Consider the following 24,774-nt stretch of genomic DNA (forward strand, 5'->3'; position numbering starts at 1 on the left):
GGAATGCTGCGGTGCAGAAGATTATTACGCTAAAAGACTTGTGTCTTGTTACCAAGACCGCGCCGATGGCCGCGGACATCCATGGTGGACGGGCAAAATGTCTTCAGCGGTTGATCCGTCTCGACATGCCTGTGCCGACGACTGTGGCGATATCATTTGATGCTATTCGTGCAATCGCTGCTGGTCAAGGCGCTGATATTAAACAGATTTTGAGGCACTTTGAGGAAACCCCGCTGCTGTCCGTGCGGCCTAGCAGCATGGACCCAGACTGGGGCGGCCCAGGGGCGATGCTCAACATCGGGCTGAACGACGTCAAGCACGCAGAACTGTGCGAAAGCTTGGGCGAAGACGTCGCAACACGCCTTTATATGCGCCACATCCAGTCCTTTGCGGTCGAAGTTGCGCGGTTGGACCCTGAAGAGTTTTATCTACCAGATCACCCGTCTCATGACGCTTTGAAGGCAATGTTGGCCACATATGAGTCGGAAATGGATGCCGAGTTCCCGCAAGATGCCGGTGAACAGTTAAGCGAAGTGCTACGTTCTATGGCCCGTGCTTGGGAAGGAACAACTGCGCGGTTGCTCCGTCAAGCAAAGGGCGCGCCAGCTGACGCAGGGCTTGGCCTTGTGGTGCAGGAAATGGCGTTGGCGCTTGGGGCTGGGGTGTCGGGTTCCGGTGTGGTGCAGTTCGTCGACAGCACCACTGGATGTAAACAGGTCATTGGTCGGTTTGTGCCGCAGGCAGCGCCAACCGCATCTTTGCGTGACAGCAAGAACGCCGAATTCCTATCGCGCGATAAGCGCGGACCGTCTTTGGAAGAACAAGCGCCAGAGGCCTATCAAAAACTCATTGAATACGGGGAACTGGTTCGCACGCGCTTGCGTGAAGAGATGGAGATCAAGTTCGTTGTGCGTGATGGCGCGCTGTCCATTCTGGATGGTATTCGATTGCCGCGATCCAGCCGCGCAGCGGTGCGGATTGCTGTGGATTTAGCGGAATCCGGCGTTATCGCCAAAGAAGAGGCCGTGATGCGGGTCAAACCTGCGGCTTTGTCAGAACTCTTGCACCGTCAGGTCGACAGCAGTGCGAAACGAGATTTCTTGGTGCGTGGCATTGCCGCCAGTCCAGGGGCCGCAAGTGGTCGTCTTGTCTTTTCAGGCAGTGAAGCACAAGCCAGTGCGGCCCGTGGCGAAGCTTGCGTACTTGTGCGGCGTGAGACAACGCCCGAAGATATTCGTGGAATGCATGCATCCGCAGCCGTGGTAACTTTGCGCGGCGGGGTAACAAGCCACGCTGCCGTGATTGGGCGCGGCATTGGTTTGCCTTGTATCGTGGGTGCAGCGGATCTTGACGTTGATGAACGCAAACGCTGCATTAAAGTACCTGATGGACGCAGCTTTTCCGCCGGTGACATGGTGACTGTAGATGGTACGACCGGCCAATTGCTGGCGGGCGAAACGGCGATGTTGGAAGCGGCCCTCGATGATGGGTTCCAAACCTTGCTGTCTTGGGCGGATGAGGTGCGTGATATCGGCATCCGTGCGAATGCAGACACGCCTGCAGATGCGCAGACTGCACGCAACTTTGCCGCTGAAGGTATAGGGTTGTGCCGGACGGAACATATGTTCTTTGACGGGGATCGTATCGATCTAATGCGCGAGATGATCTTTGCGGAAACATCAGAAGGTCGCGCGGCTGTTTTGGAACGCCTGCTGCCGCTTCAAAGATCCGATTTCACGGAATTGTTCCGCATCATGCAGGGCCAGCCGGTTTGCATTCGTTTGTTTGACCCACCCCTGCATGAATTCCTTCCTGCGGGCAAAGCAGGCATGCGCGAACTTGCTGAATTGTTGGATGTGCCTTTGGCGCAGGTGACAGCGCGTGTTGATGATTTGTCCGAGTATAACCCTATGTTGGGGATGCGTGGCGTGCGTTTGGGGATCACGGTCCCTGAAATCTACGAAATGCAGGCCCGCGCGATTTTTGAGGCGACCGTGGCTATTAACGCTGAGGCCGAAGCCGTCGTGCCGGAAATCATGATCCCGCTGGTGAGTGCGATGCGCGAGGTCGAGCTGGTCCAGTCGCGGGTCGATTCTGTGGCTGCGGCTGTGCACGCAGAAACGGGTGTTGAGTTTGATTACCGTCTTGGCGTCATGGTCGAAACACCGCGTGCTGCGTTGCGGGCGGCGGATATCGCCGAGCACGCGGCCTTCTTGTCGTTCGGGACAAACGATCTGACCCAGATGACCTATGGGCTGTCGCGCGATGACGCAGGCAAGTTTATGTCGGAGTACGTTAACCAACATGTCTACGCCGAAGACCCCTTTCACACCCTTGATCTGGAGGGTGTTGGAGAGCTGTTGCAGCTTGGCGCTGAGAGGGGCCGGCAAGGCCGTCCTGATGTGACATTGTCGATCTGTGGTGAACATGGCGGGGACACCAACGCCATCGCATTCTGCCGAGCGCAAAAGTTTGATTATGTGTCTTGTTCACCGTTTCGTGTTCCAGTCGCGCGACTTTCCGCCGCTCAATTGGCAATCGAGGACAAAAAAGAACCTCGCTAAGCGTCCATCCCTTGATTGGTTTTTTTGTGGTTCCGCAATATCTTGTGAGTCATAGTTTAACTAGTGTCTTAACCACAGCACTGCGCGTTCCTGACGCATCAGACATCCTAGACTGTTGCCAAAGTTTCCCTTAAAGGCGGGGCGCTTGCATGGGGCTTGCCATGTGCCGATCTGGACTGATTGATGATTAAGCGACTGGGAATGCGTATTTGCGCGACGGCTGTTTTGGCCACGAGCATGGGAATTGCGGCATTGGCACCTGCGAACGCAGATGAGGTTTTAGCTGCCCGCTTGGGTGCATTGCTTGGCCAAGAACGTGCTGCGATCCAACAAGTGCCAGACGCGAGCCTTGCGGCGTTGACGTCTGTGCCGCCTGCCTCCGTACGCAATATCCCGACCGCGCCTGATGTTATCACCTATGACAATGCGTTTCTGGCGACCCAGCCCGCTGCTTCGGGTGGTGAACAATGGCGCTGCCTTGCCGAAGCGCTCTACTTTGAGGCCCGCGGCGAAAGCGTGCGCGGCTTGTTCGCGGTTGGCGAGGTCATCATGAACCGCGTCGATTCCCATCGTTTTCCGAGCACCCTGTGCGGTGTGATCAACCAAGGCACAGGCCGCCAATACGCCTGCCAGTTCACCTATACCTGTGACGGTGCCGCTGAGGTCATCCATGAACCTGCCGCTTGGGCGCGTGTCGGTAAGGTAGCGCGTTTGTTGGTCGATGGTGCACCGCGCACATTGACGGATGGCGCAACGCATTATCACACTCGTGCCGTGAACCCACGTTGGGCGCGTGTTTTCCCACGCACGACCACCATCGGGTCACATCACTTTTACCGTCAAAGCTAGTCGCGTCCCTTAGGCAACGTGCCGCAACAGGCGCTTGCCGTCGCGCTGTGCGCTTAGTATCCCATATCGGATACTAAAAAGGGCGATGACATGAGCAGTGACACCAAATTGGCATTCGCCCACCCATCCGAGAGGGCAGAGGCAACTGCCCCTAGCGGGCTACGTGACCGGATTTCCTTGCGTGACTATACGCGTGAAGTCGAGATCGGAGCGTTCCAACAGGAACGTGGCACGCTTCAGCGCATCAAATTCAATGTGGTTGTTGAGGTCGAACCCCTGACAGGTGCCATTGACGATGATGTGGATCGCATCCTGTCCTATGACCGCGTTACAGAAGCAATCGACGCCGAACTTGGCGATGAACGCCTAAACCTCCTTGAAACGCTGGCGGCCCGCGTGGCGGATCGCATTCTGTTGGAACCACAGGCTTTGCGGGTTTTTGTGCGGATCGAAAAAATCGACCGTGGGCCGTATTCCCTTGGGGTTGAGATTGCCCGCGAAAAGGGCGGGAATTTGGATGCCGCTGTGCAAACCGTAGAGGCCCCACACCCGCGCATGGTGTTCTTGTCAAATGAGGCCATGGCCTCTGGTGATCTGGGGCGTACGATTGACGGGCTGCTACAGGATGAGACGCCGTTGATCTTTTGTCTCGGGGCTGGAGGCACTGCCGCGCCACGTTCCAATATCCCGCAAGCACAGCGTCGCATTGATTTGTTGGCCATTGAACAAAACGCATGGGTGCTTGCGGGGCGCGACAAACGCTGTGTTGTGGTCGGGACCCGTACCGAGCTTGATTGGGCGATGAAGAACGGTCAAATCTGTGTTTGGGCCCCGTCCAAGATTGTGCTGGATGCCGTTGATGGCCCCGATGCAGGGCCGAATGATGCAGTGGCGTTGGCGGCGTGGTTTGCAGGCGAAATGCAGGCAGCTGAAATGATCGTAATCGGGGCAGATGCACCTGATGTGGATTTTCCCGTGCGGGTGATGACCGCAGGAGAAACCGTGTGACGATATACCGACGCGCGATCCCTGAGACCTTTCAAGGCATATCCCAAACGCAGTTCTGCGGTTTAGGCGGCAGTGGCTATGTTCATTTTGATCGGTTGGAACAGATCGTTCGCGCAGAGTCCCCAACTGAACTGCGTCTGCAGGACGTACCACAAGACGCCCGCAACCGGTTGAGCGCACCGCGTGCGCCAATGTGCGGGCTTACGTTGGATCGCCCACGTATCATGGGGATTCTGAACGTCACGCCAGACAGCTTTTCAGATGGCGGGGATTTGGCAACGGTGAAGCAGGCCGTAGCGCGCGCTCGGTTGATGGCGCAGGACGCTGATATCCTCGATATTGGCGGCGAGAGCACCCGCCCCGGGGCGGCTGAGGTTGATGTCCAAGAAGAAGTGACACGCACGGCGCCTGTCATTCGGGCGATCCGCGACGCCGGAATAATGACGCCTATCTCGATTGATACGCGGAAAGCCGCCGTTGCTGCTGCGGCCCTCGCGGCGGGGGCGGATATGGTGAACGACGTAACCGCATTGCGGTTCGACCCTGATATGGCGGGGGTTGTCGCGGATGCCGGAGTGCCCGTGTGCCTGATGCATTCCGTTGAAACGCCAGTGACCATGCAGGATGATCCACAGTATGACGACGTGGTGTTGGATGTCTTTGATCACCTTGCAGAACGTATCGATTTTGCGATTACAGCAGGAATATCCCGCGATCTTATCATCACAGATCCCGGCATCGGGTTTGGTAAGACACTGCAACACAACGTGACGCTCCTTCGCCACTTGGCGATCTATCATGACCTTGGGCTACCAATCTTGCTGGGGGCTTCGCGCAAACGGTTCATCGGAACCATCTCTGAAACGGACGTTGCTGCCGATCGTATGGCGGGTTCGGTTGCCGTAGCGCTACATGGGGCCGCACAGGGTGTTCAGATACTGCGGGTCCATGATACAAAGGAAACCAGACAGGCGCTAAGCCTGCAAAAGGCACTGAGCGGAGTAGACATAGATGGCGCGTAAATTTTTCGGAACCGATGGCGTTCGGGGCACAGCTAACAAATACCCAATGACAGCCGACATGGCGCTCAAGATTGGCGCGGCTGCGGGGCGATATTTCCGTAATGACGGGTCCAACGGCCACCGCGTTGTTATCGGCAAAGATACACGCCTTTCTGGATATATGTTTGAAAACGCACTGACGGCGGGGCTAACCAGCACGGGCATGAATGTGCTGTTACTGGGCCCCATCCCGACGCCGGCCGTTGGCTTGCTGACAACGTCTATGCGCGCTGACCTTGGTATTATGATTTCTGCCAGCCACAATCCTGCGATGGACAATGGCATCAAATTCTTTGGCCCTGACGGTTTCAAACTGTCTGATGAAGCAGAGGCCGAAATCGAGCGTCTAATGGAAAGCGAAATTGAACCAGCGCAGGCGAACAACATTGGCCGTGCAAAGCGCATTGATGATGGCCGTTTCCGCTATGCGGAACGTCTGAAAGGTACCTTTCCAGCGGGCATGCGCCTTGATGGTCTTAAAGTGGTTATCGATTGCGCCAACGGGGCGGGCTATAAAGTCGCCCCCGAAGTCCTTTGGGAGCTTGGCGCGACAGTTATTCCCGTCGGCACCGCGCCAGACGGGTTCAACATCAACGAAGGGTGCGGGTCGACATCACCACGCACCGCGGCCGAAACCATTGTGACCCACGGCGCAGATGTTGGCATTTGCCTTGATGGCGATGCAGACCGCGTGATGATCTTGGACGAAAACGGAGAGGTCGCGGACGGCGATCAGATCATGGGCCTCTTTGCGACCCGTTGGGCCGAGCAGGGGCGTTTGAATGGCGGCACTTTGGTGGCCACGGTCATGTCCAACCTCGGGCTGGAACGCCACCTCGAAGATAAAGGCCTAACACTGCTGCGCACCTCGGTCGGGGATCGCTACGTGGTTGAGGGCATGCGTGCAGGCGGCTTTAACCTTGGCGGTGAGCAATCCGGCCATATCGTCATGTCCGACTTCGCGACCACAGGCGATGGCCTACTGGCGGGGCTACAGTTCCTTGCGGCGATGATCGAAACCGGCAAACCCGCGTCCGAGCTGTGCCGCGTGTTCGAGACAGTGCCTCAGATGCTGAAAAACGTGCGCTACGGCGACGGGGCCGATCCACTGGGCGAAGCGTCGGTTAAGGCTGCAATTGCGTCGGCTGAAAAGGCCCTCGTGGGCAAAGGCCGTTTGTTGATCCGTAAATCAGGAACAGAACCGCTGATCCGTGTCATGGCGGAATGTGTGGATGATGCATTGTTGGAAAAGGTTGTCGACAGCATTGTAGCCGAGGTCGAAGCGGTCGCTACTGTCAGCGCCTGAACATTGCCTTTAGGCTGTTCCATTGGCTGATGGCCAATCCGGTTAGAATGATCGCGAGTGCCACGAAAAAGCGCAGAGGTAGGACTTCGGACAGGACCCACGCACCGAATATCATGGACCAAACAGGGACTTGGTAGTTGACCATCGTCATAAAGACGGCGCCTGCGGTTCGGATCGTCGCGACCCGCAACAGGGCCGCGAACGCCGTTGGAACGAGCCCAAGAAAGACAATGGCGTAGCTGGAACGCGTGCCAGTCCATTCAGGAATACCTTCAAACACCAACATCGCCGGTATCAAACAGATCGCGCCAACAACGAGGGTCAGGGCCGCCATCGTGATGCTGTCGATCGGCGGGCAGCGGCGGGTCAACACACTGGAAATCGCATAGCTGAAAGACGCTCCGATGCAGGCCAATTGTGGCAGGGCGAGGGACCCTTCGGAGAAATCGAACGCCGTTGGCCCGATCAGGACAGCCGCCCCGAGAAAGCCGAGCATGACGCCGAGCAATTTACGGGAAGACAGTTTCTCGTCGGTAAAAATATGGGCCAAGGGCAGCACGAAGAGGGGTAGTGCGGCCATTGAAATACCGGCAAAGGCCGACGGGACATACTGCTGGCCCCAAGACAGCAACGCAAAGGGCAGGGCCGTATTCAAAACGCCGATGATCCCGAGGTAGGCAAACACAGCACGTCCGCGCGGCAACGGGCGGTTCAACAGCCGCACAAGCAGTAGCAAAGTCACGGCACCCAAGGTCGTGCGCGCACAGGCCACCGTCAGGGGGCCGTAACCCTCCAGTGCAATGGCCACGACCATAAACGTCCCGCCCCAGATGAGGCCGAGCAGGAAGATGGACAGCCAATTTGTTGCGGTTGGTTGGGATGTCATAGAGGCCTTGGACCAGATGGATTGGGGCATGTCCAGTTGCCATGTCCATTGGATAACGCGGTGCAGATCGAGGTGGCGTGTATTAGCTGCCTTGTCTCTTCTCTGAGAGTTTCGCAGAGTGGCCATAAGAAGCACCCATTGTTGGGTGTTTATAGTGTCGAAATGGAGTTTCGCGAAATGGCTGTGAGTGTTGGAAAGATGATTGTTGGGGTTTGTCTTTTGGGGGCCGTTGCTGGCTGTATGACGGTTCCTGAGGGGTTCGTTTGGGGCACCAATGAAAGCCAATGGGCAAATGACGGGGATTGTGATGATCCGCGTTTCGATGGCCCCGGTGCGCACACGATCTTATTGCCTGAGGATGCCTACACAGACGCAAATGATTGCAGGGCTTTGTTTAATGCCGGTCGTATTCACCTGCGTACGGGATACCAAGAGGGGGTCACTTACACCAATCCGGGTTATGTGCGCCAAAACCTCTGAACTGCAGGCCATCATCTGGCGGGAACAGAACCTGAAAAACAAAAGGCCGCCCACATATGGGGCGGCCTTTCGCGTTCTAAATGCTTAGAACTTAGTTCTTCGCTTTGTCGACCATTTTGCCTTCGGAGATCCAAGGCATCATTGCGCGCAGCTTTGCACCAACCTGTTCGATCTGGTGCTCGTCGTTTGCACGACGGGACGCTTTGATTGTTGGCTGGCCAACAGCGTTTTCGAGCATGAAGTCACGAACGAATTTACCGGACTGAATGTCGGCCAAGGATTCTTTCATTGCTTTCTTCGTTGCTTCGTATGGCAGGATGCGCGGGCCTGTGACGTACTGGCCGTACTCAGCTGTATTGGAGATGGAGTAATCCATGTTCGCAATGCCGCCCTCATAGATTAGGTCCACGATCAGCTTTGTTTCGTGCAGGCATTCGAAGTACGCCATTTCAGGCTCGTAACCAGCTTCTACGAGTGTCTCAAAGCCCATGCGGATCAGTTCAACGATACCGCCACACAAAACAGCCTGTTCGCCGAAAAGATCAGTTTCACATTCCTGACGGAAGTTCGTTTCGATGATGCCGGAACGACCGCCACCGATTGCGGAACAATAGGACAGGCCGATTTCTTGGGCTTTGCCGGATGCGTCTGTGTCGATCGCGATGAGGCACGGAACACCGCCGCCTTTTGTGTATTCGCCGCGCACTGTGTGACCTGGGCCTTTTGGCGCCATCATGATCACGTCGATACCTTCTTTAGGCTCGATCAGGCCGAAGTGGACGTTCAGGCCGTGTGCGAATGCGATAGCTGCGCCCGGCTTGATGTTGTCGTGGACGTATTTTTTGTATGTTTCTGCCTGAAGTTCGTCGGGCATTGTGAACATGATCACATCGCACCAAGCCGCAGCTTCTGCGATGCCCATAACTTTCAGGCCTTCGCCTTCGGCTTTGGCTTTGGACGGGGAACCGTCACGCAAAGCAACGACGAGGTTCTTCGCGCCGGAGTCACGCAGGTTCAAAGCGTGGGCGTGGCCTTGGGAGCCATAGCCGAGGATGGCGACTTTTTTGTCTTTGATGAGGTTAACATCGCAGTCACGGTCATAATAAACGCGCATGGGGAAATCCTTTGGTTGCGGTTAGATTGCGGTCCTTATGGCGTAGGTTTTGGATGTATGCGAGTGTCGTTCTTATGGGTTTATTTCATTTGATGAAGTTGTTATTCGTGATTTGTAGATAAATTGAGATAATCATGCTCGACGATACAGATCGCCGTTTGCTGCGTCAGTTGCAGGCCGAACCTACCTTGACTGCCGCCGAATTGGCGCAGCGTGCTGGTGTGTCTGCCCTAAAGGCCACGCGCCGTTTAGGGCGTTTGCAAGAACAGGGCATTCTTAAGGGGCAACATGCCGTAATCGATTGGGCAGCGTTGGGCTATGCGGTTGGGGTTTCGTTGCGGATCACCTTGGACAAAACCCAAGCCCGTGCCTTTGACGAATTCATGGAAGCGGCCCGCGGCATCGCCGAGGTCACCGAGATCCAGACGTTTCTAGGGCGCGTCGATGTGCGCCTGAGCGTGATCGCCCGCGACATGCCGCATTACCAGCAAATCTACCGCGGCCAAATCCTTGCTCTGCCCCATATCGCGGACATCGAGGCCTTGATGACCGTGGCGACGTTGTTGAATGACGAAAGCCTGCCGTTATGACGCTGGATGACATGGATCGCGCCATCTTGGCGGCACTGCAACGGGATGCAACGCAGACTGCTGCGGCTGTTGGGGGCCGCATTGGGTTAAGCCAACCCGCGACATGGCGACGGATAAAACGCCTGCGCGAGGCTGGAATTCTTGCGGGGCAACGGGTGTCGCTGGACGCGCAAGCGCTTGGGTTTGGGGTTACTGTTTTTCTGGGGGTTAAGCTGGCGACGAAGGGGCGCGTTAGTCTGGATGACTTTGAACGCGCCGTGACAGCGATCCCCGAAGTGCAGTTGGTTGAACACGTGCTGGGGCTTTATGATTACCGCATTCGTGTCGTCGCCCGCGATCTGGCCGATTTCGAACGGGTCTTGCGGCGCCGTGTCATGACGTTACCCGGTGTTGGCGATGTAGAAGCCAACGTGTTGTTGAGCGACGAACGCAGACCCGGACCCATTTAGGCCTAGTCCGATTTGGGCCAAGTTCGATTTAGGCTAGACAGTTTCCAGTATTCTGCGAAAGACTTTGCACAACCAGTTGGGGCACAGTGTCGTTGCCTTAACGTGCAAAGGATATTCAGATGACCGCTAATCATTCCCCAGTTGATCCCGATGGCTTGATGGAATTTTCCGTCGTGTTCACCGATCGCTCGTTGAACCACATGTCAAAGGTGTTTCAGGGCGTCATGCGCGATCTGAACGGGATGCTGGCGAAGGTTTATAGCGCGGACGGCGTGGCGATTGTGCCCGGTGGCGGCACCTATGCGATGGAAGCCGTTGCACGTCAGTTCGGGGCAGGGGCGCACGCGATGATCGTGCGCAACGGCTGGTTTTCATACCGTTGGAGCCAGATTTTCGATGCGGGTGATTTTGCCGCCAAGCAGACGGTTCATAAGGCACGCCAGACAGGCAACGACAGCCGCGCGCCATTCGCGCCGGCGCCAATCGAAGACGTCACAGCCGCCATTCGTGAGGCAAAGCCTGATGTCGTCTTTGCGCCGCACGTTGAAACCAGCGCGGGAATTATCCTTCCTGATGATTATGTGTCTGCCCTTGCTGAGGCCGCTCATGAGGTTGGCGCGTTGATGGTTCTGGATTGCATCGCATCCGGTTGTGCGTGGGTTGATATGAAGGCCACAGGCGTTGATGTGCTGATCTCGGCCCCGCAAAAGGGTTGGTCGTCCAGCCCGTCCGCTGGCTTGGTTATGATGTCTGATCGTGCTTTGGAACGTCTCGAGGCGACGACTTCTGACAGCTTCGCAGTCGATCTGAAGAAATGGCACTCGATCATGCAGGCCTATCTGAATGGCGGTCATGCCTACCACGCAACAATGCCGACAGACGCCCTGCGCGATTTTCGCGACACGATGCAGGAAACCGAAGAAATGGGCTTTGACGCACTGCGCGACGCCCAATGGAAACTGGGCGACGGCGTGCGGGCCTATTTCGCAAGCAAAGGCATCAAATCCGTTGCTGCTGACGGCTTCGGCGCACCGGGTGTGGTGGTCAGCTATACGGATGATCCAGATATTCAGAACGGTTCAAAGTTCGCAGGTGCTGGGATGCAGATCGCAGCTGGCGTGCCATTGGCCGTCGATGAACCTGCAGATTTTCGCACATTCCGCGTTGGGCTGTTTGGCATTGATAAACTGCGCGACGTTGATGCGACGCTAAAAGCGTTCACGGACGTCGCTGATCAAGTCCTTTAGGCTAAAGGGTCGGCGTCTCAGCGACGCCGATCAACATGTCTGACAGAGGCCAAAGATCACCAAAGGCACCATCCAAATGTTCGACCAGATCCCCCGACATCTCGGGCTGCCCTGTGGCGACCAGCCCTTTTTGGCGCAAAAGGTCACCATGGGGGTGATCTTTGTCAAAGGGGGGCGGCACACGTTTTAACTTGGGTTCCCAAAGGGCGTAGCCCTTATCCGTGACGGGGCGAATGCGGCCAACCATGTGATCACCATCAAGGTCGACCATCTTGCGCCAGTCCATCAGCACGTCCTTGCTAAATTCCATCATTCCGGTGCCAACCGTGACCTCAGTCAGATTGATGCCAAAGAACACGACGGGATTTTGACGCGCGCCAGCCTCAACCGCCCACATCATATGCAGATGGGTGGTGTAGGGTGTTTTGTCTTTTGAAAACCGGACGTCGCGATGGGCGCGGAACAGCTTTGGCGTCACATCAAACCCTGTAAGCGTCGTAAGCTTTGGTGACATCGTTTCCAGCAGCGCTTTGGCGGGGTCGCGCAGCTTGCTGTCATATTCAGACTTATGGGCGTGGAACCAATCGCGGGTGTTGTCGTGCGACAGGGCGCGTAGAAAGAGCTGCGCATCGTTTATCAAAGTATCAAACATTGTGCGCTCCGCTTCACAGACATTGGCTAGACCCAAGCCAAGATTGGGCCTATGCCGATCTCATGTCTACTCCAATGTCATATCAAACGCATGTCTCGCGACTGCTGAAACTGGGCCTGCCTTTGGTCGGGGCTAACGTTGCAGGCTTTTCGATCCATATGACGGATACGATCATGCTTGGGTGGTATTCGGTTTCGTCCTTGGCTGCAGCGACTGTCGCAACCGGTCTGTGGTTTGTGATCTTTATCATCGGGGCAGGTTTTGGTCGCGCGGTCACACCAATGGTCGCCGAAGCGATCGAGCAGGGCGATGAGACCCGCGCACGCCGCGTGACCCGCATGGCGTTGTGGCTTTCGGCGATCTATTCAGCGCTACTGATCGTTCCGTTTATGTATGGCGAACAGGTACTGCTGCTGATCGGGCAGGAACCGAGCGTTGCCGCCGAGGGTGGGCTGTATCTGCGTATTGCGGTGCTTGGCATGTTCCCCGCAATGGGCGCGCAAGTGATGCGGTCCTATCTGGGCGCGATGGAACTGACGGCCGTGCAATTGTGGATCACTTTGGTTGCCCTCGGGGCCAATGCCTTGGTCAATTACGCGTTGATTTTCGGTAATTTTGGCGCACCTGAACTTGGCATCGAAGGGGCGGCGATTGCATCAGTTGTGATCCAGTTGCTCCAGATGGTTGCCCTCATGATCTATACACAGCGCACCAAGCCAGAGGCCGAATTGTTCCGCCGTATTTGGCGCAGTGACGCCGAAGCAATGGGCGAAGTGTTCCGGCTTGGCCTGCCGATTGGGCTGACGTCCTTTGCCGAAGGGGGGCTGTTTGTTGGGTCCTCAATCATGATGGGATGGATCGGCGAAGTAGAGCTGGCAGCCCACGGGATCGCGCTGCAACTCACGGCTTTTATGTTCATGTTCCACGTCGGCATGTGCGAGGCCGCAACGATCCGCGCCAGCCGCCATTTCGGCGCGCGCAACGAAGTTGACTTAAAACGCGGGGCTTATGCGGCTTACGGTGTTTCGTTGACCTTTGGGTTGCTGGTTGTCGTGGTCTATCTGGCGATGCCGAGTGTCTTGGTATCCATGTTCATTGATCCTGCCGACCCGGCCCGTGACGCCGTTTTGACGCTCGGCATTTCACTGCTGATCGTTTCGGCGTTGTTCCAATTTGTGGATGCAGGGCAGATCGTGGCGCTGTCGGTGTTGCGCGGCGTGCAAGATACGCGCGTTCCTATGTGGCTGGCGATTGTCAGCTATTGGGTGATCGGCATTCCGGCCAGCTACCTTCTGGCGTTTACCTTTGGGATCGGGCCTGTCGGATTGTGGTTGGGTCTGACAGTCGGGCTAGGTGTCGCTGCTATTCTGCTTAGCCTACGGTTTTGGAACCGCACACCGCGCAGCACGAGCTGATCGAGGCGCGATTATTCGGCAGCGTCTTGCGCTTTCATCAGGCGGTCGGCCTTTTTGCGCACAAGAAGCGAACGCAGGTCATGCATCGCCAAAAGCAGATCGTCAGTCACCTCTTCCAACTGGTCATCTTCCGCCTTTGACTGAACCCACTGCGTCGTGATGTTGAGGTAATCCACAGCGCGGTGAATGTCGTCGATATCGCGGCGCGCAAGTAGGGCTTTGCGCTCGGTCATCCAGTTTTCGATTTCTGCGATGTCTTCTTCGCTTAGCGTGCGATCCCCGTGCGGCTTTACTTCACCGTTCTTGATGTTGATGACCGCAATCTGGTCCATCTCAATGCGTCGCTGCCGGTTTTCCGTGTCCACACGAAACACCGCAGCGCCGTTCTCACGGACACGGAAATAGTAGTCGGGAAGCTCTGCACTCATGGTGGGGCCTACTTGCTGGTTTGCGGTATCTTAGCAGCGCGAATGTGATGTCGCTAGGGCCTAGCGCAGACCCGCACAGAAGGTTTGAATACGAGTGCACGCGTCTTCCAGCGCCTCATCCGACGTGGCATAGCTCACGCGGAAATTCGGGCTGAGGCCAAAGGCCGCGCCGAAGACAACAGCAATACCCGTTTCCTCAAGCAAGGCCGTTGCGAACACTTCGTCATTGGAGATTTCGGTTCCAGCTGCGCTGGTTTTGCCGATGCAGCCCGCGATGCTGGGGTAGACATAGAACGCGCCATCAGGGACGGGGCATTCAATACCAACGGCGTCGTTCAACATCGACACAACCAGATCGCGACGGCGTTGGAACAGTGCGCGGTTACTTTCGAGGAAATCCTGTGTGCCGTTCAGGGCTTCTAGCGCGGCCCACTGGCTAATGGTGCAGGGGTTGGACGTGGACTGGCTTTGCACTTTGCGCATGGCATTGATCAGCGCCACAGGTCCGCCCGCATAGCCAATCCGCCATCCTGTCATGGCATAGGCCTTGGACACGCCATTGGTGGTCAATGTCCGTTCATATAGTTGCGGTTCAACTTGCGCGGGGGAACAGAATTTGAAGTCCCCATATGAGAGGTGTTCGTACATGTCATCCGACATGATCCAGACATGGGGGTGGCGCAGTAAAACGTCTGTCAGGGCCTTTAGCTCGTCCCAGCTGTAACCCGCGCCCGTTGGGTTGGACGGAGAGTTGAAGATCAACCACTTTGTCTTGTCGGTGATCGCCGCCTCAAGCTGCTCTGGCGTCAGTTTGAACCCATCCTCGATCGTGGCTTCGGCGATGACGGGTGTGCCGCCAGCCAGCAGAACCATATCGGGATAGCTGACCCAATAGGGCGCAGGGATCACGACTTCGTCGCCCTCATTCAGGGTCGCCATTAACGCATTATAAAGGATCTGCTTGCCGCCCGTGCCGACCGAAATCTGGTTGGGCTGGTAGGACAGGTCATTTTCGCGCGCGAACTTATCGCAGATTGCCTGCTTCAGCTCGGGGATACCGTCGGGGGCCGTGTATTTCGTCTTGCCGGCATTGATCGCGGCGATCCCTGCGTCCTTGATGTTTTGCGGCGTGTCAAAGTCAGGCTCACCTGCGCTGAGGCTGATGACGTCCTTGCCTGCGGCTTTCAGTTCAGCGGCTTTGGTGCTCATGGCAATGGTCGGGGACGGTTTGACGCGGTCGAGTGTCGCAGAAAGGAAGGGCATTGGGGGCCTCGTGTAGCAAGATGGGTTAAGACCTGTCATATGGGGCAGGGTAGGCGCTGGCAACGCGCAATTCAGATAAGGCACAAGCATGACTGACGCAGACGACAATCAAGATTGGTACAGTGAAGAAACTGCAACCTTTGGGGATCGCTTGGCTGCGGCTCGAGAAGCCGCCAAACTGAGCCAAAAAGGGCTGGCGCAGCGGGTCGGTGTTAAAAACAGCACGATGCGCAATTGGGAAAACGACCTGAGTGAGCCGCGCGCGAACCGGCTGAGCATTCTTGCAGGTATCCTTGGGGTGTCCCTTAGCTGGCTTTTGACCGGCGAAGGCGAAGGCGTTGAGGCCCCCGAAGAAGAGGATCAGTTGGCCCCTGACATGACGGTATTGCTGACTGAACTGCGATCGGTACGTGCACAAATGGCGGTGTCTGCCGAGCGTTTGGCCTTGTTGGAAAAACGGTTCCGAGCGGTGGGGAAATCATGAGCGAAGCATTGGACGTCATGCGAAAGCGGCTGCACATGCGGTCTATCCGCCGCGGCATCAAAGAAATGGATATCATTTTAATGGCATTCTCCGAGGCGCATTTAGCAGACTTGGATGAACCGCAGCTGCAGCAATATGATGCGCTTCTGTCAGAAAACGATCATGATTTATATCAATGGGTTACGGGGCAAGTGGTAGAGCCTGACCACTACACGGGCTTGATGGCGATGATCCGTGAAGGTGCTGTTGGCCTGACCAAACCTTAGGTCGAAACCCTCGACAGGTCGTATCGAATTTCCAGCAATTTAACGGAATATTTTATCTCCGCATGGCAATCGAGTCGCAGAAAATCTTGTGACGGAGTTTAAGATGAGCCTGCATTCGCTGCCGCCCACTTCCAGCACTGCCCCCACTGGGGCCGAAGCTGAATTCATGACGACCTATTTAGACGCACTGACCTTGGTCGAACGGCTGCATCGCCTGCTGTTGGACGTCATCAAAGACGAATTCGAACGGGTTGGCGTGTTGGAAATCAATGCCGTTCAGGCACTGCTGCTGTTTAATATCGGTGACAACGAAGTCACCGCCGGAGAGCTGAAAAGTCGCGGATATTATCAAGGCAGTAACGTCAGCTACAATCTCAAGAAACTGGTTGAAATGGGCTATATGCACCATCAACGTTGCGAGATTGACCGCCGATCCGTGCGCGTGCGCCTCACCGAAAAGGGACGCGCAGTCCGGGATGTGGTGTCGCGCCTTTTTGCCAATCACGCAACAGGCCTGCAGGAACGGGGCGTGTTGGACATGAACGGCCTCGATGAAATCGCAACCGCGTTACGTCGCGTTGAACGATACTGGACAGACCAAATTCGCTACATCTACTGACCGAGCTCTTCTAAGCGGTGCGATTGGCCAATCACGAGCACACCCAATTCCCTGATCAGCTTGACCTCCATTGCGCGAGCGATGTCTTCAAACCCGTCAGCGGTCTGGACGAAGGCGGCGGGCCCGCGGATGACAGTGCGCCGATAGTAGTCGACCAAATCGGCATCGGGGGCACGGGCGGCCATGTCTTCAGGGACATTAATGACCAACCCATTGACGGTCACGTCTTCAAACGGAAAAGCCGCATAGGCGCTGCTAATGCTAATTCCGTCATTGTTGGGGCCATCACCTGAGACATCGATGGTTTGCGCATCACACAGTGGCTTTGCTGCAACATTGTTGCAGCAAAGCCCATAGCGTGCCCGAGTGCCGTCGGATAATTGGAATGGCTGCGCGGTGTAGATGAAACACGACTGGCCGCCGCAAGCAGCTCTGCTTCGCTGTGGATCAAGGTCCAGTCTTGCAAGACCATCTGATTGTAGCGGCCCGACCACTCAAAGATGGCCAAGGCAACGGGGGCGTTGCCCGCCAAGAAGGCCGCCTGAACACGCGGGGCGACAAGGGCTGCCGCAACGCCTTGGCGTTGTAAGATGTCTTCTTCGGCGTTCACTGAGGAAGACACGTCCAGCGCCAACACCAAGGCCAGTCGGCAGGCCTGAGCGCCAGAGGCCCAGAACCCGACCGCCAAACACAAAAGCGCCGCGCGGATCATGGCATTACCAGTGGCCCGTGTTTTCCATGCTGGCCCAAGGCTCGGCAGGGGCGAGACGGTCACCTTCTTGCAGCAGCTCAATCGAGACGTTGTCAGGGCTGCGAACGAATGCCATATGGCCATCGCGTGGCGGGCGGTTGATAGTGATGCCATTGTCCATAAGTGTCTGACATAGATCGTAAATATTATCGCACGTATAGGCGAGATGACCGAAATGACGGCTGTCGGACGGCAGCGCATCATCGCCGTCCCAGTTGTAAGTCAGTTCTACGTCAGCATGACCGTCGGCCTGATCCGGCGGACACAAAAAGACCAGCGTGAACCGCCCGCCTTCGTGGTCTGTTCGTTTTCGTTCAACGAGACCAAGCAGTTTGTAGAATGCAATTGAAGCGTCCAGATCTTTGACGCGGACCATTGTGTGTAGATACTTTAGGGACATGTGACCTCCTAGGTTATTAAGCGGAACCTATCATGGATGTTACAGAGGACCAGTCGTTAGAAGCTGGATCGAAAGTTTATTCCGGCTTGCACGCCTTCCGTATCAAAACGCGGCACGGATGAATCTGTGCGCCGACCTTGGACAGTGACGACGGGTTGGAACCCGAAAAAATCCACTCTGCTGATTCCAACATCAAACCGAAGCGATGAAATCCGATCTTCACGGCCCGCCGGATCAAAGGCAGACGTTTCGTAGACGCGGAACTGTTCAGAATAGCTGGTCTCGAGGTCGATCCCATCGATGATGTCACCGAAGTCATAACTGACCCCAATCGTGGTGCCGTGATAGGCGAGGTCCGTGGTGTCGGACGTCGCGTGCGCGCGTTGCGCGTTGAGGCTAATCACGTCACGGTTCCCAAGGGTCCGCGCCCAACGCCCCCTTAGCGAATAGGTGAGGATTTCGGAGTCACTGTTATGGCGAGACGTGTGACGCACCCCGCCCGAGATAGACAGGCGGTCTTCGTTGGCCAAGGTAAACCCTGTTCCAAGGGTTGCATCGATTTCGAATTGGTATGGATCGCCCCCCGACCAAGCGTTTGTAAAGTTCAGCCGTGCAAAATAGGGATTATTGGGCCCCTGCGGACGCCATTCATGTAGAATGCCGGTCGAGACCTTATAGTAGGACAGGCTTTCGCCCGTGACATCTGGCGCGGATTCTCGTGCTTGCGATGACATAATATAGGTGCGCCCGAACAGACCGAATTCGAGCGATGTGCGGTTGGTTTCCGATTGAGCGATGCGGTATCGCAGGTCAGTCTGGAGCGAAAGTTCCAACCCCGCGAGGGGGCGTTCATCCGCAGGCACAAGCCATTCGACTTCCCCAAGCACGCCGGGCAAATAGGCAAAGTTGATAGTTTGGTTTGCATTGCCGGAGTTGACGTTGTCGGACGGCGCCAGCCCGAAGCTGAGCTCTATTGCAAGCGGGTTCGCTCGCCGCACGCGGCGAAAGGCCTGCACGGCGACCTGTTCGGCTTGGGTGTTTGGTGCATGTTGGATTGCGCGACGTAGCCAGAATTGCGACCGCGTGAACCGTTCCGATTGTGCCAAAACATCTGCCATCGCGAGAGAGGCGAGATAATTTTGTGTCGGTGTTTGCGCCGCTGTCTTGGCTGCGCGGGCTGCGGTGATGGCGGCGTCGTGATTGCCCAGTGCAATCTCGGCCCGTGCAAGGGCAACCAGTGACGCGACATCGTTCGGATTTGCATCCACGAGGCTCAACGCGATTTCGCGGGCCGCAGCTGGTTGGCGCGCGTCGATCAACTGACCGGCGAGGGTCCGCGCGTCTAGCGGTGTCATCCGTTGGCCTTCGGTTTGCGCAGCTACGCCCGCGGGCAACCAGCCGGTACTCAACGCACAACTGATAACAGCGGCTTTAGCCCAAGCCACAATCAGGAGACGCGGGCTTTGCATCGCTTAGGGCTGAAGGTCGGTGACGAAAACGCCAATTTCACGCGCGTTGTAATCGGTTTGGATGTCGATGGTTTCGGTCGTTGTGCTGAGAACCGTTGCGGTCGCAGGAATATCAATCCCCCCGGTGACACTCAGAAGCCCAACCGGGTTACCATTGTTCACTGTCGTTTGGATAGCTACGGCATCGGCAACGTCATAGCCGTTTGTTTCGTTAATGTTGCCGTCAATGTCTTCCCAAATAACAACTTCGAACTCGACTGTTTGGATGTCGGCCACACCTTCGACGATAAGATAACCACCCAGTTCTTCGCCATTTGTTCCAGCGATCAAGCCGTCATATGTCCCGCTATCGCGTTCGATGCGGTCGCCGTTAACGTAATCGTATGTCCCTGCATCGCCATCTTCCCAGACGCCAGTATCCGTATTGAACGTGACGGTCCGAAGGGAAATATCAGGCAAATCGCCGACCATTTGATCCCCGATGCCGTCGCGTGTGCGGTTTGTAATGTTGCCGGCTATGGTGCCCTGCAGCCCATCCAGTGGGTCAATATCCGGAACATCAAGTCTCAGAGTTGCATCGCCGCGAATAAGTTCAAGACCGCCGCGCTCATCATAGGTTCGCGTTGCTGCATAAACGCCAGCATAGACGTAAGATCCTTGGAAATCATCGGGGATAACATAACTTTCCCGGTTCACATTCGCACCAGCAAAACCGAAATTGGTCCAGTCCTCACTTGCGGCGGATGACGCCTCTAGGAAGTCGCTTCTGACCATGACGGCATAGTATTGTATCTCGCCACTGATGGTATTTTCTGTGTTTTGGAAGATGTTCGTCGTCTGACCATCGGCGTTGGTTGTATCCGCACCCGCGATATCATCATAAACGCCATCAGGGCCGTCAAACGGCAGGTTGTTGATGACCACGGTATCATCCGTCGGGTCATTTGGGGTACCGTTGTCATCGTAGTCGACGGAGTTCATGGTGAGGTTCCGCTCAGGATCATAAGCAAACTTGTTGTCTACGTCTGTATTGGGATCATTGTCATCCACGAGTTCGGTTTCACCGGTCTCTTCGTTCGTTGCGACGACTTCATCCTGAAACGGGTTTTTCCCATCACACCCTGCCAAGAGGGCCGCTATAGAAAGTGCGGTAATAATTCTGCTCATAACGGCCGTCCCCAGATTAATGCTGCGCTGTTTGCGTTCTTGTCGTGCATAGTCCGAAATTGACGCGCTCAAGTCAACGCGTGGTTAACGAGAAACTCCACCGTATGTGGCGGTTTTCGCCACTTTGTTGCGCAGATATAGTATGTCAGATGCTTGAAGGCAGAATCACCGCCTACGATTTGTACCCAAGCGGGGGGAAACGACACATTCAATTGACCTCCCCACGTGTAGGCGCACTGTGCGATCTGTCAGGCGAAAATGGGGCGAGCCAAGGGTGCACGCAATTGGATGGCATATCGATCTAATCCTCGGCATGATGACCGGGCAAAGACATGAGAAACGAGGACTAAAGTGCGGCAATACCACGATGCATTGAACACGATTCTGGAGAATGGCGAAGAGTCCTCGGATCGGACGGGGACGGGGACGCTGTCTTATTTTGGGCTGCAATCGCGCTATCGTCTCGCGGACGGATTTCCGTTGGTTACAACGAAGAAACTGCACCTGCGCTCCATTATACATGAACTTCTGTGGTTCTTGTCTGGTGACACCAACATCAAATACCTGAAAGACAACGGCGTTTCGATCTGGGATGAATGGGCCGATGAGAATGGTGACCTTGGCCCTGTTTATGGCCATCAGTGGCGCTCTTTTCCTGCGCTTGAGCCGACAGATCAAACGCTTGACGGAGAGCCGTTGTTCAAGGGGCGCGAGATCGACCAGATCGCCAATCTCGTAGAGATGATCAAAACGTCGCCTGATAGCCGCCGTCTTATCGTTTCGGCGTGGAACCCGGGTGATGTACCGCGCATGGCTTTGCCGCCATGTCACACGATGTGGCAGGTGCGTATCATCAAAAACAAATTGCACCTGCAATTGTACCAACGCTCCGCCGACATGTTCCTGGGCGTTCCGTTTAACATCGCGTCTTACGCCTTGCTGCAGGTGATGCTGGCCCATGTGACCGGCTATGAGCCTGGCGATTTCGTTCATACCTTGGGGGATGCGCACATCTATTCCAACCACATGGATCAAGTGCAATTACAACTGTCGCGCACGCCCAAAGTATTGCCGCAGATCAAAATAACACGGGATGTGTCGTCGATCTTCGATTTCCGCTACGAGGATTTCGAGATCATTGGCTATGAGCCCGATCCTGCAATTCGCGCACCAGTGGCGGTTTAGACTATGATTACATTGATTGTCGCCCGTGATGAAAACGGAGCCATTGGCCGAGACGGGACAATCCCTTGGGACATCCCCGAAGACCTGAAATCCTTTCAGCGTGAAACCTTGGGCGGTGCGCTGATTATGGGGCGTAACACGTGGGACAGCCTTCCGTTTAAGCCACTGCCGAAACGCCTTAACGTGGTGGTGTCCTCGAGGGCCGACGCCGCGGAAACCGTTGTGTCTTCCGTAGCGGAGGCGGTGCAGTTTGCATCGGACCAAGGGTATGATCGCATCTATGGCATGGGCGGCGCTGGGATTTACTCCGAGATGCTCCCGCTGGCGGATCGGCTGTTGGTTTCAGACGTCGCGATGCGGGTTGAGGATGCCGATACGTTCTTTCCTATGGTCGACCTGAGCGACTGGCGGATGGTGAACGAGAGATCCCTGCGGGCGGATGACCCGCTCTGCATCGTCCGTGAATATTTGCGGCGCTAACGCGCCATCTTGCCCAGCGGAATTTGCCTAGAATAGAGAAAGCCAGACCTCATGATCCTTTACGGCCTCCCGACCTGTACTGATTGCAAGAAAGCGCTCAAGGCGTTTGAGGACGAGGGGATCAAGGTCACCTTCCGTGATGTCCGCGCAGAACCTTTGTCCGAAGATGAGTGGACAAGCCTGATCGCTGAGTTCGGGGACAATCTGGTGGACCGCAAGTCCCAAGCCTATCGCAACCTCAACGCATGGATGAAAGAAAGCGAGGCCGAGGCGCAATTGGCCGACACCCCAGCCGTAATGGCGCGCCCCGTTATTACAGATGGAACCAAGTCCACGTTGGGTTGGGACGAGGCGACGAAAGCAGAATGGCTATAGCACGCGCCAAGCACTGAAAGTCGGTCACCGATAATAGGTTACGTAATCTCCTAATTAATTGGGGTGGTGCCCCATCGATTCGTGCAAGAATAAGGCAGCACCTGTCTGCTGGCGGCCACATTCGTTAACTATTGGTTCGATATTTGGAAACAATAGGCAGCAATTATTCCGACTGTTTCTTTTACGGAATTAATAGGCGTTTTTTTGAGGTGCAATCTAATATCTTGAAAAAATTGAAAAATCCGCCGTCGAATCGGAGAGTCAATCCATGTGACGCTACGTGCTCTGGGGAATGGATATTTATTGTTCCCGCTTTGGTCAGTCATTTCGCCCTGTAGAAAGGTTGCATCACCAAAAACCTATGGGGGCTAAAGTGAAAACGACAGTAACAAGTACTAAACCAACACATACATTTCCAAAAATCCGTACGGATCTTTTGGATCGCTTGTCCGACACCGCCGACGGACTTGTAAAGAACGATCCACCCGAACCCGTAAAGAAGCGGTGGTTCTTCCACTGATTTGAAATGTATCAGGTGCGGGGAATGGGAAATCCATTCTCCCCTGATATTGCTGCCAAGGGTGCGCCATATGTATTGCATGAAAAATCAAACAACACAGCACAACCCACTGTACCCGCTGACGCCTCAGCAGGTACGGGAATTATTCTCTAAGCTGATAGAACAGGACGCGAAGTAGGTTTAACCTACTTGCAAATTCCCTGCCATTTGACGCCCGTCACGACCTTCGATCAGGTCGTATTCGATGGGCATGTCATCCGCCAAACCAGTTAGGCCAGACTGCTCCACAGCAGAGATGTGCACGAACACATCTGCGCCGCCTGTCTCAGGTGCGATAAATCCAAAGCCTTTGGTTGTGTTGAACCATTTCACTGTGCCTTTGGCCATTGTCTTCTCCTTCATATTGTCTTTCGGGCATCGCAAGGCGGACCCTTGCGCTACCGTTAAGACTTGAATGAAAAAGGCAAATGACAATCTTGAGAAATCAGGGGATGATACGCGAAATGATTAAAACGGAGGCAGTCTTGCGGTTCTTTGGCTTAAAAACATGTGATACGTGTCGCAAGGCGCTCAAGCAGCTTGCAGGCCGCGAGGTTGAAGTCATCGACGTGCGCGCCGATGGCGTGAGCGCCGAGGATCAAGCGGCAATGATTAAAGCGTTTGGGGCAGCGGTTCTGAACACTCGTTCAACGACGTGGCGGGGGTTAAGCGAAGAAGACCGCGCCCGCGATCCAGCCGCGCTTTTGGCGGCCCATCCGACCTTAATGAAACGCCCCGTGATCGAAATGGATGGCGCATGGCATCAAGGTTGGACACCTGCTACCAAAGCCGAAATAGGAGTAGAATAATGCGCAACGCAGCAGCCATTTTGGGCATCATTGCAGGGGTTATGGGGATTTTCGTCGGGCTTTTCGGCTACGGCTGGGTCACCCTCACCAATGAAGTCCCTGAAGCAAGCCAGTTGGGCATGTTTGAACGCCCGGGCTTTGTCCAGTTCGCAAGCTTTGCCGCGCCATTGGCCTGTATCGCAGGGGGCGCGATGGCCAAGGCGCGTGCGCTATGGGGTGGAATTGCATTGTTGATCGGCGCTGGCCTGTTTTATGCCGCCTTTGGGTTCAACGTGGCGACGATGTTCCCGATCGGGTTCGCAGGCTTGGGCGGTATCTTAGCGATAGCCGCCGGCAAGCCGGATGAAGACGTCGCGCACTTTTAACGGTTTTTTCTGAGCAGGCGGTCCACGGACAATGGGCCGCCCCCTTTGAGCACCAGCGTCACCAGAACAACCATCCAGAACGCGCGTTGGTCCAAGATCGCGCCTGTTGGCAGCCCGTCAAACCATTTGCCAAGCGTTTCGGTGTGCGCAATCCCGCCGTGGCCATAGAGGTCTGTGAGGGATTGTACGACGACAAAGCCAATCATCCCGAGGGCGGCGAAACGTGTGAACAAGCCAATCACGATCAGCAATGGCAGGATGTATTCCGCCAAGGTGCCTGCCACAACGACGGCCCAATGGAAGATGGACATTTGCGAGATGTCATAGCCCACGGCTTCCATCGCCTTTGGGAAGATCTGCGCATAGCCGCCGACGCCGGGTGAAAATGGCGTGCCATCCCATTTAGTATTCGCTGAGTTCCAGAAATAGAACAACAACGTCGCTGCAAAGACGAAACGGGCCAGCGTAGGCAAGATCGCCGCTGCAGAAGCGTTCAGGGACTGGGTGAGGCGGTCATAGGTTGCGAGCATAGT

The 24,774-nt window shown here is 55.7% G+C and carries 28 protein-coding genes and 1 pseudogene; 18 read left to right on the forward strand and 11 right to left on the reverse strand.

The features are described from left to right. Positions 1-65 precede the first annotated feature (65 nt). The 5 genes from KO486_RS06150 to glmM all read left to right on the forward strand — a co-directional run bounded on the left by KO486_RS06150 (position 66) and on the right by glmM (position 6,788). Positions 66-2,564 (forward strand): putative PEP-binding protein, encoded by a 2,499-nt coding sequence (locus KO486_RS06150; protein ID WP_216037517.1) that lies wholly within the window; start codon positions 66-68, stop codon positions 2,562-2,564. A 183-nt stretch (positions 2,565-2,747) separates the two neighbouring features. Further along, positions 2,748-3,413 carry a cell wall hydrolase gene (locus KO486_RS06155; protein WP_216036374.1) on the forward strand — a complete coding sequence of 222 codons (666 nt, stop codon included), beginning with the start codon at positions 2,748-2,750 and terminating at the stop codon, positions 3,411-3,413. Positions 3,414-3,503: 90 nt separating this feature from the next. Beyond that, entirely contained in the window at positions 3,504-4,421 is a 918-nt protein-coding gene (locus KO486_RS06160) for a dihydroneopterin aldolase (protein ID WP_216036375.1), read from the forward strand. Positions 4,422-4,525: 104 nt separating this feature from the next. Continuing rightward, positions 4,526-5,443 (forward strand): dihydropteroate synthase, encoded by a 918-nt coding sequence (gene folP, locus KO486_RS06165; RefSeq protein WP_303435203.1) that lies wholly within the window; start codon positions 4,526-4,528, stop codon positions 5,441-5,443. Continuing rightward, positions 5,433-6,788 carry a phosphoglucosamine mutase gene (gene glmM, locus KO486_RS06170; protein ID WP_216036376.1) on the forward strand — a complete coding sequence of 452 codons (1,356 nt, stop codon included), beginning with the start codon at positions 5,433-5,435 and terminating at the stop codon, positions 6,786-6,788. Before folP ends, glmM begins: the two co-directional genes overlap by 11 nt. Here the strand turns inward: glmM and KO486_RS06175 are convergent. Continuing rightward, entirely contained in the window at positions 6,778-7,674 is an 897-nt protein-coding gene (locus tag KO486_RS06175; protein WP_216036377.1) for a DMT family transporter, read from the reverse strand. The two genes, glmM and KO486_RS06175, sit on opposite strands and share 11 nt — an antisense overlap. Positions 7,675-7,851: 177 nt before the next feature. Here KO486_RS06175 and KO486_RS06180 point away from each other — a divergent pair, with 177 nt between their 5' ends. Continuing rightward, the gene (locus KO486_RS06180; protein ID WP_216036378.1) at positions 7,852-8,154 is read left to right on the forward strand and encodes a hypothetical protein; all 303 of its coding nucleotides are present in this window, start codon (positions 7,852-7,854) and stop codon (positions 8,152-8,154) included. A gap of 91 nt (positions 8,155-8,245) precedes the next feature. On the opposite strand, the gene ilvC is transcribed toward KO486_RS06180, so the two are convergent. Continuing rightward, positions 8,246-9,268 (reverse strand): ketol-acid reductoisomerase, encoded by a 1,023-nt coding sequence (ilvC, locus tag KO486_RS06185; protein ID WP_216036379.1) that lies wholly within the window; start codon positions 9,266-9,268, stop codon positions 8,246-8,248. 134 nt (positions 9,269-9,402) lie between these two features. Here ilvC and KO486_RS06190 point away from each other — a divergent pair, with 134 nt between their 5' ends. The 3 genes from KO486_RS06190 (at position 9,403) to KO486_RS06200 (ending at position 11,554) form a co-directional block, all read left to right on the forward strand. Next, positions 9,403-9,858, forward strand: a complete 456-nt coding sequence (locus KO486_RS06190) for an Lrp/AsnC family transcriptional regulator (RefSeq protein ID WP_216036380.1) — start codon at positions 9,403-9,405, stop codon at positions 9,856-9,858. Further along, the gene (locus tag KO486_RS06195) at positions 9,855-10,307 is read left to right on the forward strand and encodes an Lrp/AsnC family transcriptional regulator (protein ID WP_216036381.1); all 453 of its coding nucleotides are present in this window, start codon (positions 9,855-9,857) and stop codon (positions 10,305-10,307) included. Before KO486_RS06190 ends, KO486_RS06195 begins: the two co-directional genes overlap by 4 nt. Before the next feature lie 119 nt (positions 10,308-10,426). Then, the gene (locus KO486_RS06200) at positions 10,427-11,554 is read left to right on the forward strand and encodes an aminotransferase class V-fold PLP-dependent enzyme (RefSeq protein ID WP_216036382.1); all 1,128 of its coding nucleotides are present in this window, start codon (positions 10,427-10,429) and stop codon (positions 11,552-11,554) included. A gap of 1 nt (position 11,555) precedes the next feature. Here the strand turns inward: KO486_RS06200 and KO486_RS06205 are convergent, their stop codons facing one another. Then, positions 11,556-12,206 carry a DUF2461 domain-containing protein gene (locus KO486_RS06205; protein ID WP_216036383.1) on the reverse strand — a complete coding sequence of 217 codons (651 nt, stop codon included), beginning with the start codon at positions 12,204-12,206 and terminating at the stop codon, positions 11,556-11,558. A 62-nt stretch (positions 12,207-12,268) separates the two neighbouring features. Here KO486_RS06205 and KO486_RS06210 point away from each other — a divergent pair, with 62 nt between their 5' ends. Continuing rightward, complete coding sequence (locus KO486_RS06210) at positions 12,269-13,621, forward strand: MATE family efflux transporter (protein ID WP_216036384.1); 1,353 nt, start codon at positions 12,269-12,271, stop codon at positions 13,619-13,621. 11 nt (positions 13,622-13,632) lie between these two features. Here the strand turns inward: KO486_RS06210 and KO486_RS06215 are convergent, their stop codons facing one another. Further along, complete coding sequence (locus KO486_RS06215) at positions 13,633-14,049, reverse strand: hypothetical protein (protein WP_216036385.1); 417 nt, start codon at positions 14,047-14,049, stop codon at positions 13,633-13,635. Between the two features lie 60 nt (positions 14,050-14,109). Next, positions 14,110-15,312: a pyridoxal phosphate-dependent aminotransferase gene (locus KO486_RS06220; protein WP_216036386.1), complete on the reverse strand. Its 1,203-nt coding sequence runs from the start codon at positions 15,310-15,312 to the stop codon at positions 14,110-14,112. Between the two features lie 88 nt (positions 15,313-15,400). Here KO486_RS06220 and KO486_RS06225 point away from each other — a divergent pair, with 88 nt between their 5' ends. From KO486_RS06225 to KO486_RS06235, 3 genes are all read left to right on the forward strand, one after another. Then, positions 15,401-15,796 carry a helix-turn-helix transcriptional regulator gene (locus KO486_RS06225; RefSeq protein WP_216036387.1) on the forward strand — a complete coding sequence of 132 codons (396 nt, stop codon included), beginning with the start codon at positions 15,401-15,403 and terminating at the stop codon, positions 15,794-15,796. Beyond that, a complete protein-coding gene (locus KO486_RS06230) occupies positions 15,793-16,062 on the forward strand; it encodes a succinate dehydrogenase assembly factor 2 (RefSeq protein ID WP_216036388.1) in 270 nt (89 codons plus the stop codon). The genes KO486_RS06225 and KO486_RS06230 overlap by 4 nt, the downstream gene beginning before the upstream one ends. Positions 16,063-16,165: 103 nt before the next feature. Beyond that, entirely contained in the window at positions 16,166-16,681 is a 516-nt protein-coding gene (locus tag KO486_RS06235; RefSeq protein ID WP_216036389.1) for a winged helix DNA-binding protein, read from the forward strand. Here KO486_RS06235 and KO486_RS06240 read toward each other — a convergent pair. From KO486_RS06240 to KO486_RS06255, 4 genes and pseudogenes are all read right to left on the reverse strand, one after another. Next, positions 16,675-17,516, reverse strand: a pseudogene (locus KO486_RS06240) (DUF1194 domain-containing protein). The gene KO486_RS06235 and the pseudogene KO486_RS06240 sit on opposite strands and share 7 nt — an antisense overlap. Continuing rightward, positions 17,398-17,832: a VOC family protein gene (locus KO486_RS06245; RefSeq protein WP_216036390.1), complete on the reverse strand. Its 435-nt coding sequence runs from the start codon at positions 17,830-17,832 to the stop codon at positions 17,398-17,400. The pseudogene KO486_RS06240 and the gene KO486_RS06245 overlap by 119 nt, the downstream one beginning before the upstream one ends. A 56-nt stretch (positions 17,833-17,888) precedes the next feature. Next, a complete protein-coding gene (locus KO486_RS06250; RefSeq protein ID WP_216036391.1) occupies positions 17,889-19,187 on the reverse strand; it encodes a surface lipoprotein assembly modifier in 1,299 nt (432 codons plus the stop codon). 117 nt (positions 19,188-19,304) lie between these two features. Next, positions 19,305-20,468, reverse strand: coding sequence for a hypothetical protein (locus KO486_RS06255; protein WP_216036392.1), 1,164 nt, complete (start codon positions 20,466-20,468; stop codon positions 19,305-19,307). A 351-nt stretch (positions 20,469-20,819) separates the two neighbouring features. Here KO486_RS06255 and KO486_RS06260 point away from each other — a divergent pair, with 351 nt between their 5' ends. From KO486_RS06260 to KO486_RS06270, 3 genes are read left to right on the forward strand one after another with little or no spacing between them, the layout of a single operon-like run. Then, the gene (locus tag KO486_RS06260) at positions 20,820-21,653 is read left to right on the forward strand and encodes a thymidylate synthase (protein WP_216036393.1); all 834 of its coding nucleotides are present in this window, start codon (positions 20,820-20,822) and stop codon (positions 21,651-21,653) included. A 3-nt stretch (positions 21,654-21,656) separates the two neighbouring features. Then, complete coding sequence (locus tag KO486_RS06265) at positions 21,657-22,133, forward strand: dihydrofolate reductase (RefSeq protein WP_216036394.1); 477 nt, start codon at positions 21,657-21,659, stop codon at positions 22,131-22,133. A gap of 51 nt (positions 22,134-22,184) precedes the next feature. After that, positions 22,185-22,508 carry an ArsC/Spx/MgsR family protein gene (locus KO486_RS06270; RefSeq protein ID WP_216036395.1) on the forward strand — a complete coding sequence of 108 codons (324 nt, stop codon included), beginning with the start codon at positions 22,185-22,187 and terminating at the stop codon, positions 22,506-22,508. Between the two features lie 700 nt (positions 22,509-23,208). Here KO486_RS06270 and KO486_RS06275 read toward each other — a convergent pair. Further along, positions 23,209-23,415: a cold-shock protein gene (locus KO486_RS06275; protein ID WP_216036396.1), complete on the reverse strand. Its 207-nt coding sequence runs from the start codon at positions 23,413-23,415 to the stop codon at positions 23,209-23,211. A gap of 116 nt (positions 23,416-23,531) precedes the next feature. Here KO486_RS06275 and KO486_RS06280 point away from each other — a divergent pair, with 116 nt between their 5' ends. Next, positions 23,532-23,876, forward strand: a complete 345-nt coding sequence (locus KO486_RS06280; RefSeq protein WP_252734604.1) for an ArsC/Spx/MgsR family protein — start codon at positions 23,532-23,534, stop codon at positions 23,874-23,876. Next, positions 23,876-24,241, forward strand: a complete 366-nt coding sequence (locus KO486_RS06285) for a hypothetical protein (protein ID WP_216036397.1) — start codon at positions 23,876-23,878, stop codon at positions 24,239-24,241. Before KO486_RS06280 ends, KO486_RS06285 begins: the two co-directional genes overlap by 1 nt. On the opposite strand, the gene KO486_RS06290 is transcribed toward KO486_RS06285, so the two are convergent. Next, the gene (locus KO486_RS06290) at positions 24,238-24,771 is read right to left on the reverse strand and encodes a DoxX family protein (protein WP_216036398.1); all 534 of its coding nucleotides are present in this window, start codon (positions 24,769-24,771) and stop codon (positions 24,238-24,240) included. The genes KO486_RS06285 and KO486_RS06290 overlap by 4 nt on opposite strands. Positions 24,772-24,774: the final 3 nt, after the last annotated feature.

The sequence above is a fragment of the Octadecabacter sp. B2R22 genome (assembly GCF_018861045.1).
GTDB lineage: Bacteria > Pseudomonadota > Alphaproteobacteria > Rhodobacterales > Rhodobacteraceae > Octadecabacter.

What these genes read in the sequence shown, in the direction of transcription:
- KO486_RS06195 (WP_216036381.1), top strand. Translation starts at nt 9,855, where the DNA reads ATGACGCTGGATGACATGGATCGCGCCATCTTGGCGGCACTGCAACGG.
- KO486_RS06210 (WP_216036384.1), top strand. Translation starts at nt 12,269, where the DNA reads ATGTCTACTCCAATGTCATATCAAACGCATGTCTCGCGACTGCTGAAA.
- KO486_RS06225 (WP_216036387.1), top strand. Translation starts at nt 15,401, where the DNA reads ATGACTGACGCAGACGACAATCAAGATTGGTACAGTGAAGAAACTGCA.
- KO486_RS06265 (WP_216036394.1), top strand. Translation starts at nt 21,657, where the DNA reads ATGATTACATTGATTGTCGCCCGTGATGAAAACGGAGCCATTGGCCGA.
- KO486_RS06155 (WP_216036374.1), top strand. Translation starts at nt 2,748, where the DNA reads ATGATTAAGCGACTGGGAATGCGTATTTGCGCGACGGCTGTTTTGGCC.
- KO486_RS06190 (WP_216036380.1), top strand. Translation starts at nt 9,403, where the DNA reads ATGCTCGACGATACAGATCGCCGTTTGCTGCGTCAGTTGCAGGCCGAA.
- KO486_RS06205 (WP_216036383.1), bottom strand. Translation starts at nt 12,206, where the DNA reads ATGTTTGATACTTTGATAAACGATGCGCAGCTCTTTCTACGCGCCCTG.
- KO486_RS06160 (WP_216036375.1), top strand. Translation starts at nt 3,504, where the DNA reads ATGAGCAGTGACACCAAATTGGCATTCGCCCACCCATCCGAGAGGGCA.
- KO486_RS06255 (WP_216036392.1), bottom strand. Translation starts at nt 20,468, where the DNA reads ATGAGCAGAATTATTACCGCACTTTCTATAGCGGCCCTCTTGGCAGGG.
- KO486_RS06200 (WP_216036382.1), top strand. Translation starts at nt 10,427, where the DNA reads ATGACCGCTAATCATTCCCCAGTTGATCCCGATGGCTTGATGGAATTT.
- KO486_RS06280 (WP_252734604.1), top strand. Translation starts at nt 23,532, where the DNA reads ATGATTAAAACGGAGGCAGTCTTGCGGTTCTTTGGCTTAAAAACATGT.
- KO486_RS06275 (WP_216036396.1), bottom strand. Translation starts at nt 23,415, where the DNA reads ATGGCCAAAGGCACAGTGAAATGGTTCAACACAACCAAAGGCTTTGGA.
- KO486_RS06245 (WP_216036390.1), bottom strand. Translation starts at nt 17,832, where the DNA reads ATGTCCCTAAAGTATCTACACACAATGGTCCGCGTCAAAGATCTGGAC.
- KO486_RS06270 (WP_216036395.1), top strand. Translation starts at nt 22,185, where the DNA reads ATGATCCTTTACGGCCTCCCGACCTGTACTGATTGCAAGAAAGCGCTC.
- KO486_RS06290 (WP_216036398.1), bottom strand. Translation starts at nt 24,771, where the DNA reads ATGCTCGCAACCTATGACCGCCTCACCCAGTCCCTGAACGCTTCTGCA.
- glmM (WP_216036376.1), top strand. Translation starts at nt 5,433, where the DNA reads ATGGCGCGTAAATTTTTCGGAACCGATGGCGTTCGGGGCACAGCTAAC.
- KO486_RS06230 (WP_216036388.1), top strand. Translation starts at nt 15,793, where the DNA reads ATGAGCGAAGCATTGGACGTCATGCGAAAGCGGCTGCACATGCGGTCT.
- KO486_RS06215 (WP_216036385.1), bottom strand. Translation starts at nt 14,049, where the DNA reads ATGAGTGCAGAGCTTCCCGACTACTATTTCCGTGTCCGTGAGAACGGC.
- ilvC (WP_216036379.1), bottom strand. Translation starts at nt 9,268, where the DNA reads ATGCGCGTTTATTATGACCGTGACTGCGATGTTAACCTCATCAAAGAC.
- KO486_RS06235 (WP_216036389.1), top strand. Translation starts at nt 16,166, where the DNA reads ATGAGCCTGCATTCGCTGCCGCCCACTTCCAGCACTGCCCCCACTGGG.
- KO486_RS06220 (WP_216036386.1), bottom strand. Translation starts at nt 15,312, where the DNA reads ATGCCCTTCCTTTCTGCGACACTCGACCGCGTCAAACCGTCCCCGACC.
- KO486_RS06180 (WP_216036378.1), top strand. Translation starts at nt 7,852, where the DNA reads ATGGCTGTGAGTGTTGGAAAGATGATTGTTGGGGTTTGTCTTTTGGGG.
- KO486_RS06150 (WP_216037517.1), top strand. Translation starts at nt 66, where the DNA reads ATGGCCGCGGACATCCATGGTGGACGGGCAAAATGTCTTCAGCGGTTG.
- KO486_RS06175 (WP_216036377.1), bottom strand. Translation starts at nt 7,674, where the DNA reads ATGACATCCCAACCAACCGCAACAAATTGGCTGTCCATCTTCCTGCTC.
- KO486_RS06285 (WP_216036397.1), top strand. Translation starts at nt 23,876, where the DNA reads ATGCGCAACGCAGCAGCCATTTTGGGCATCATTGCAGGGGTTATGGGG.
- KO486_RS06250 (WP_216036391.1), bottom strand. Translation starts at nt 19,187, where the DNA reads ATGACACCGCTAGACGCGCGGACCCTCGCCGGTCAGTTGATCGACGCG.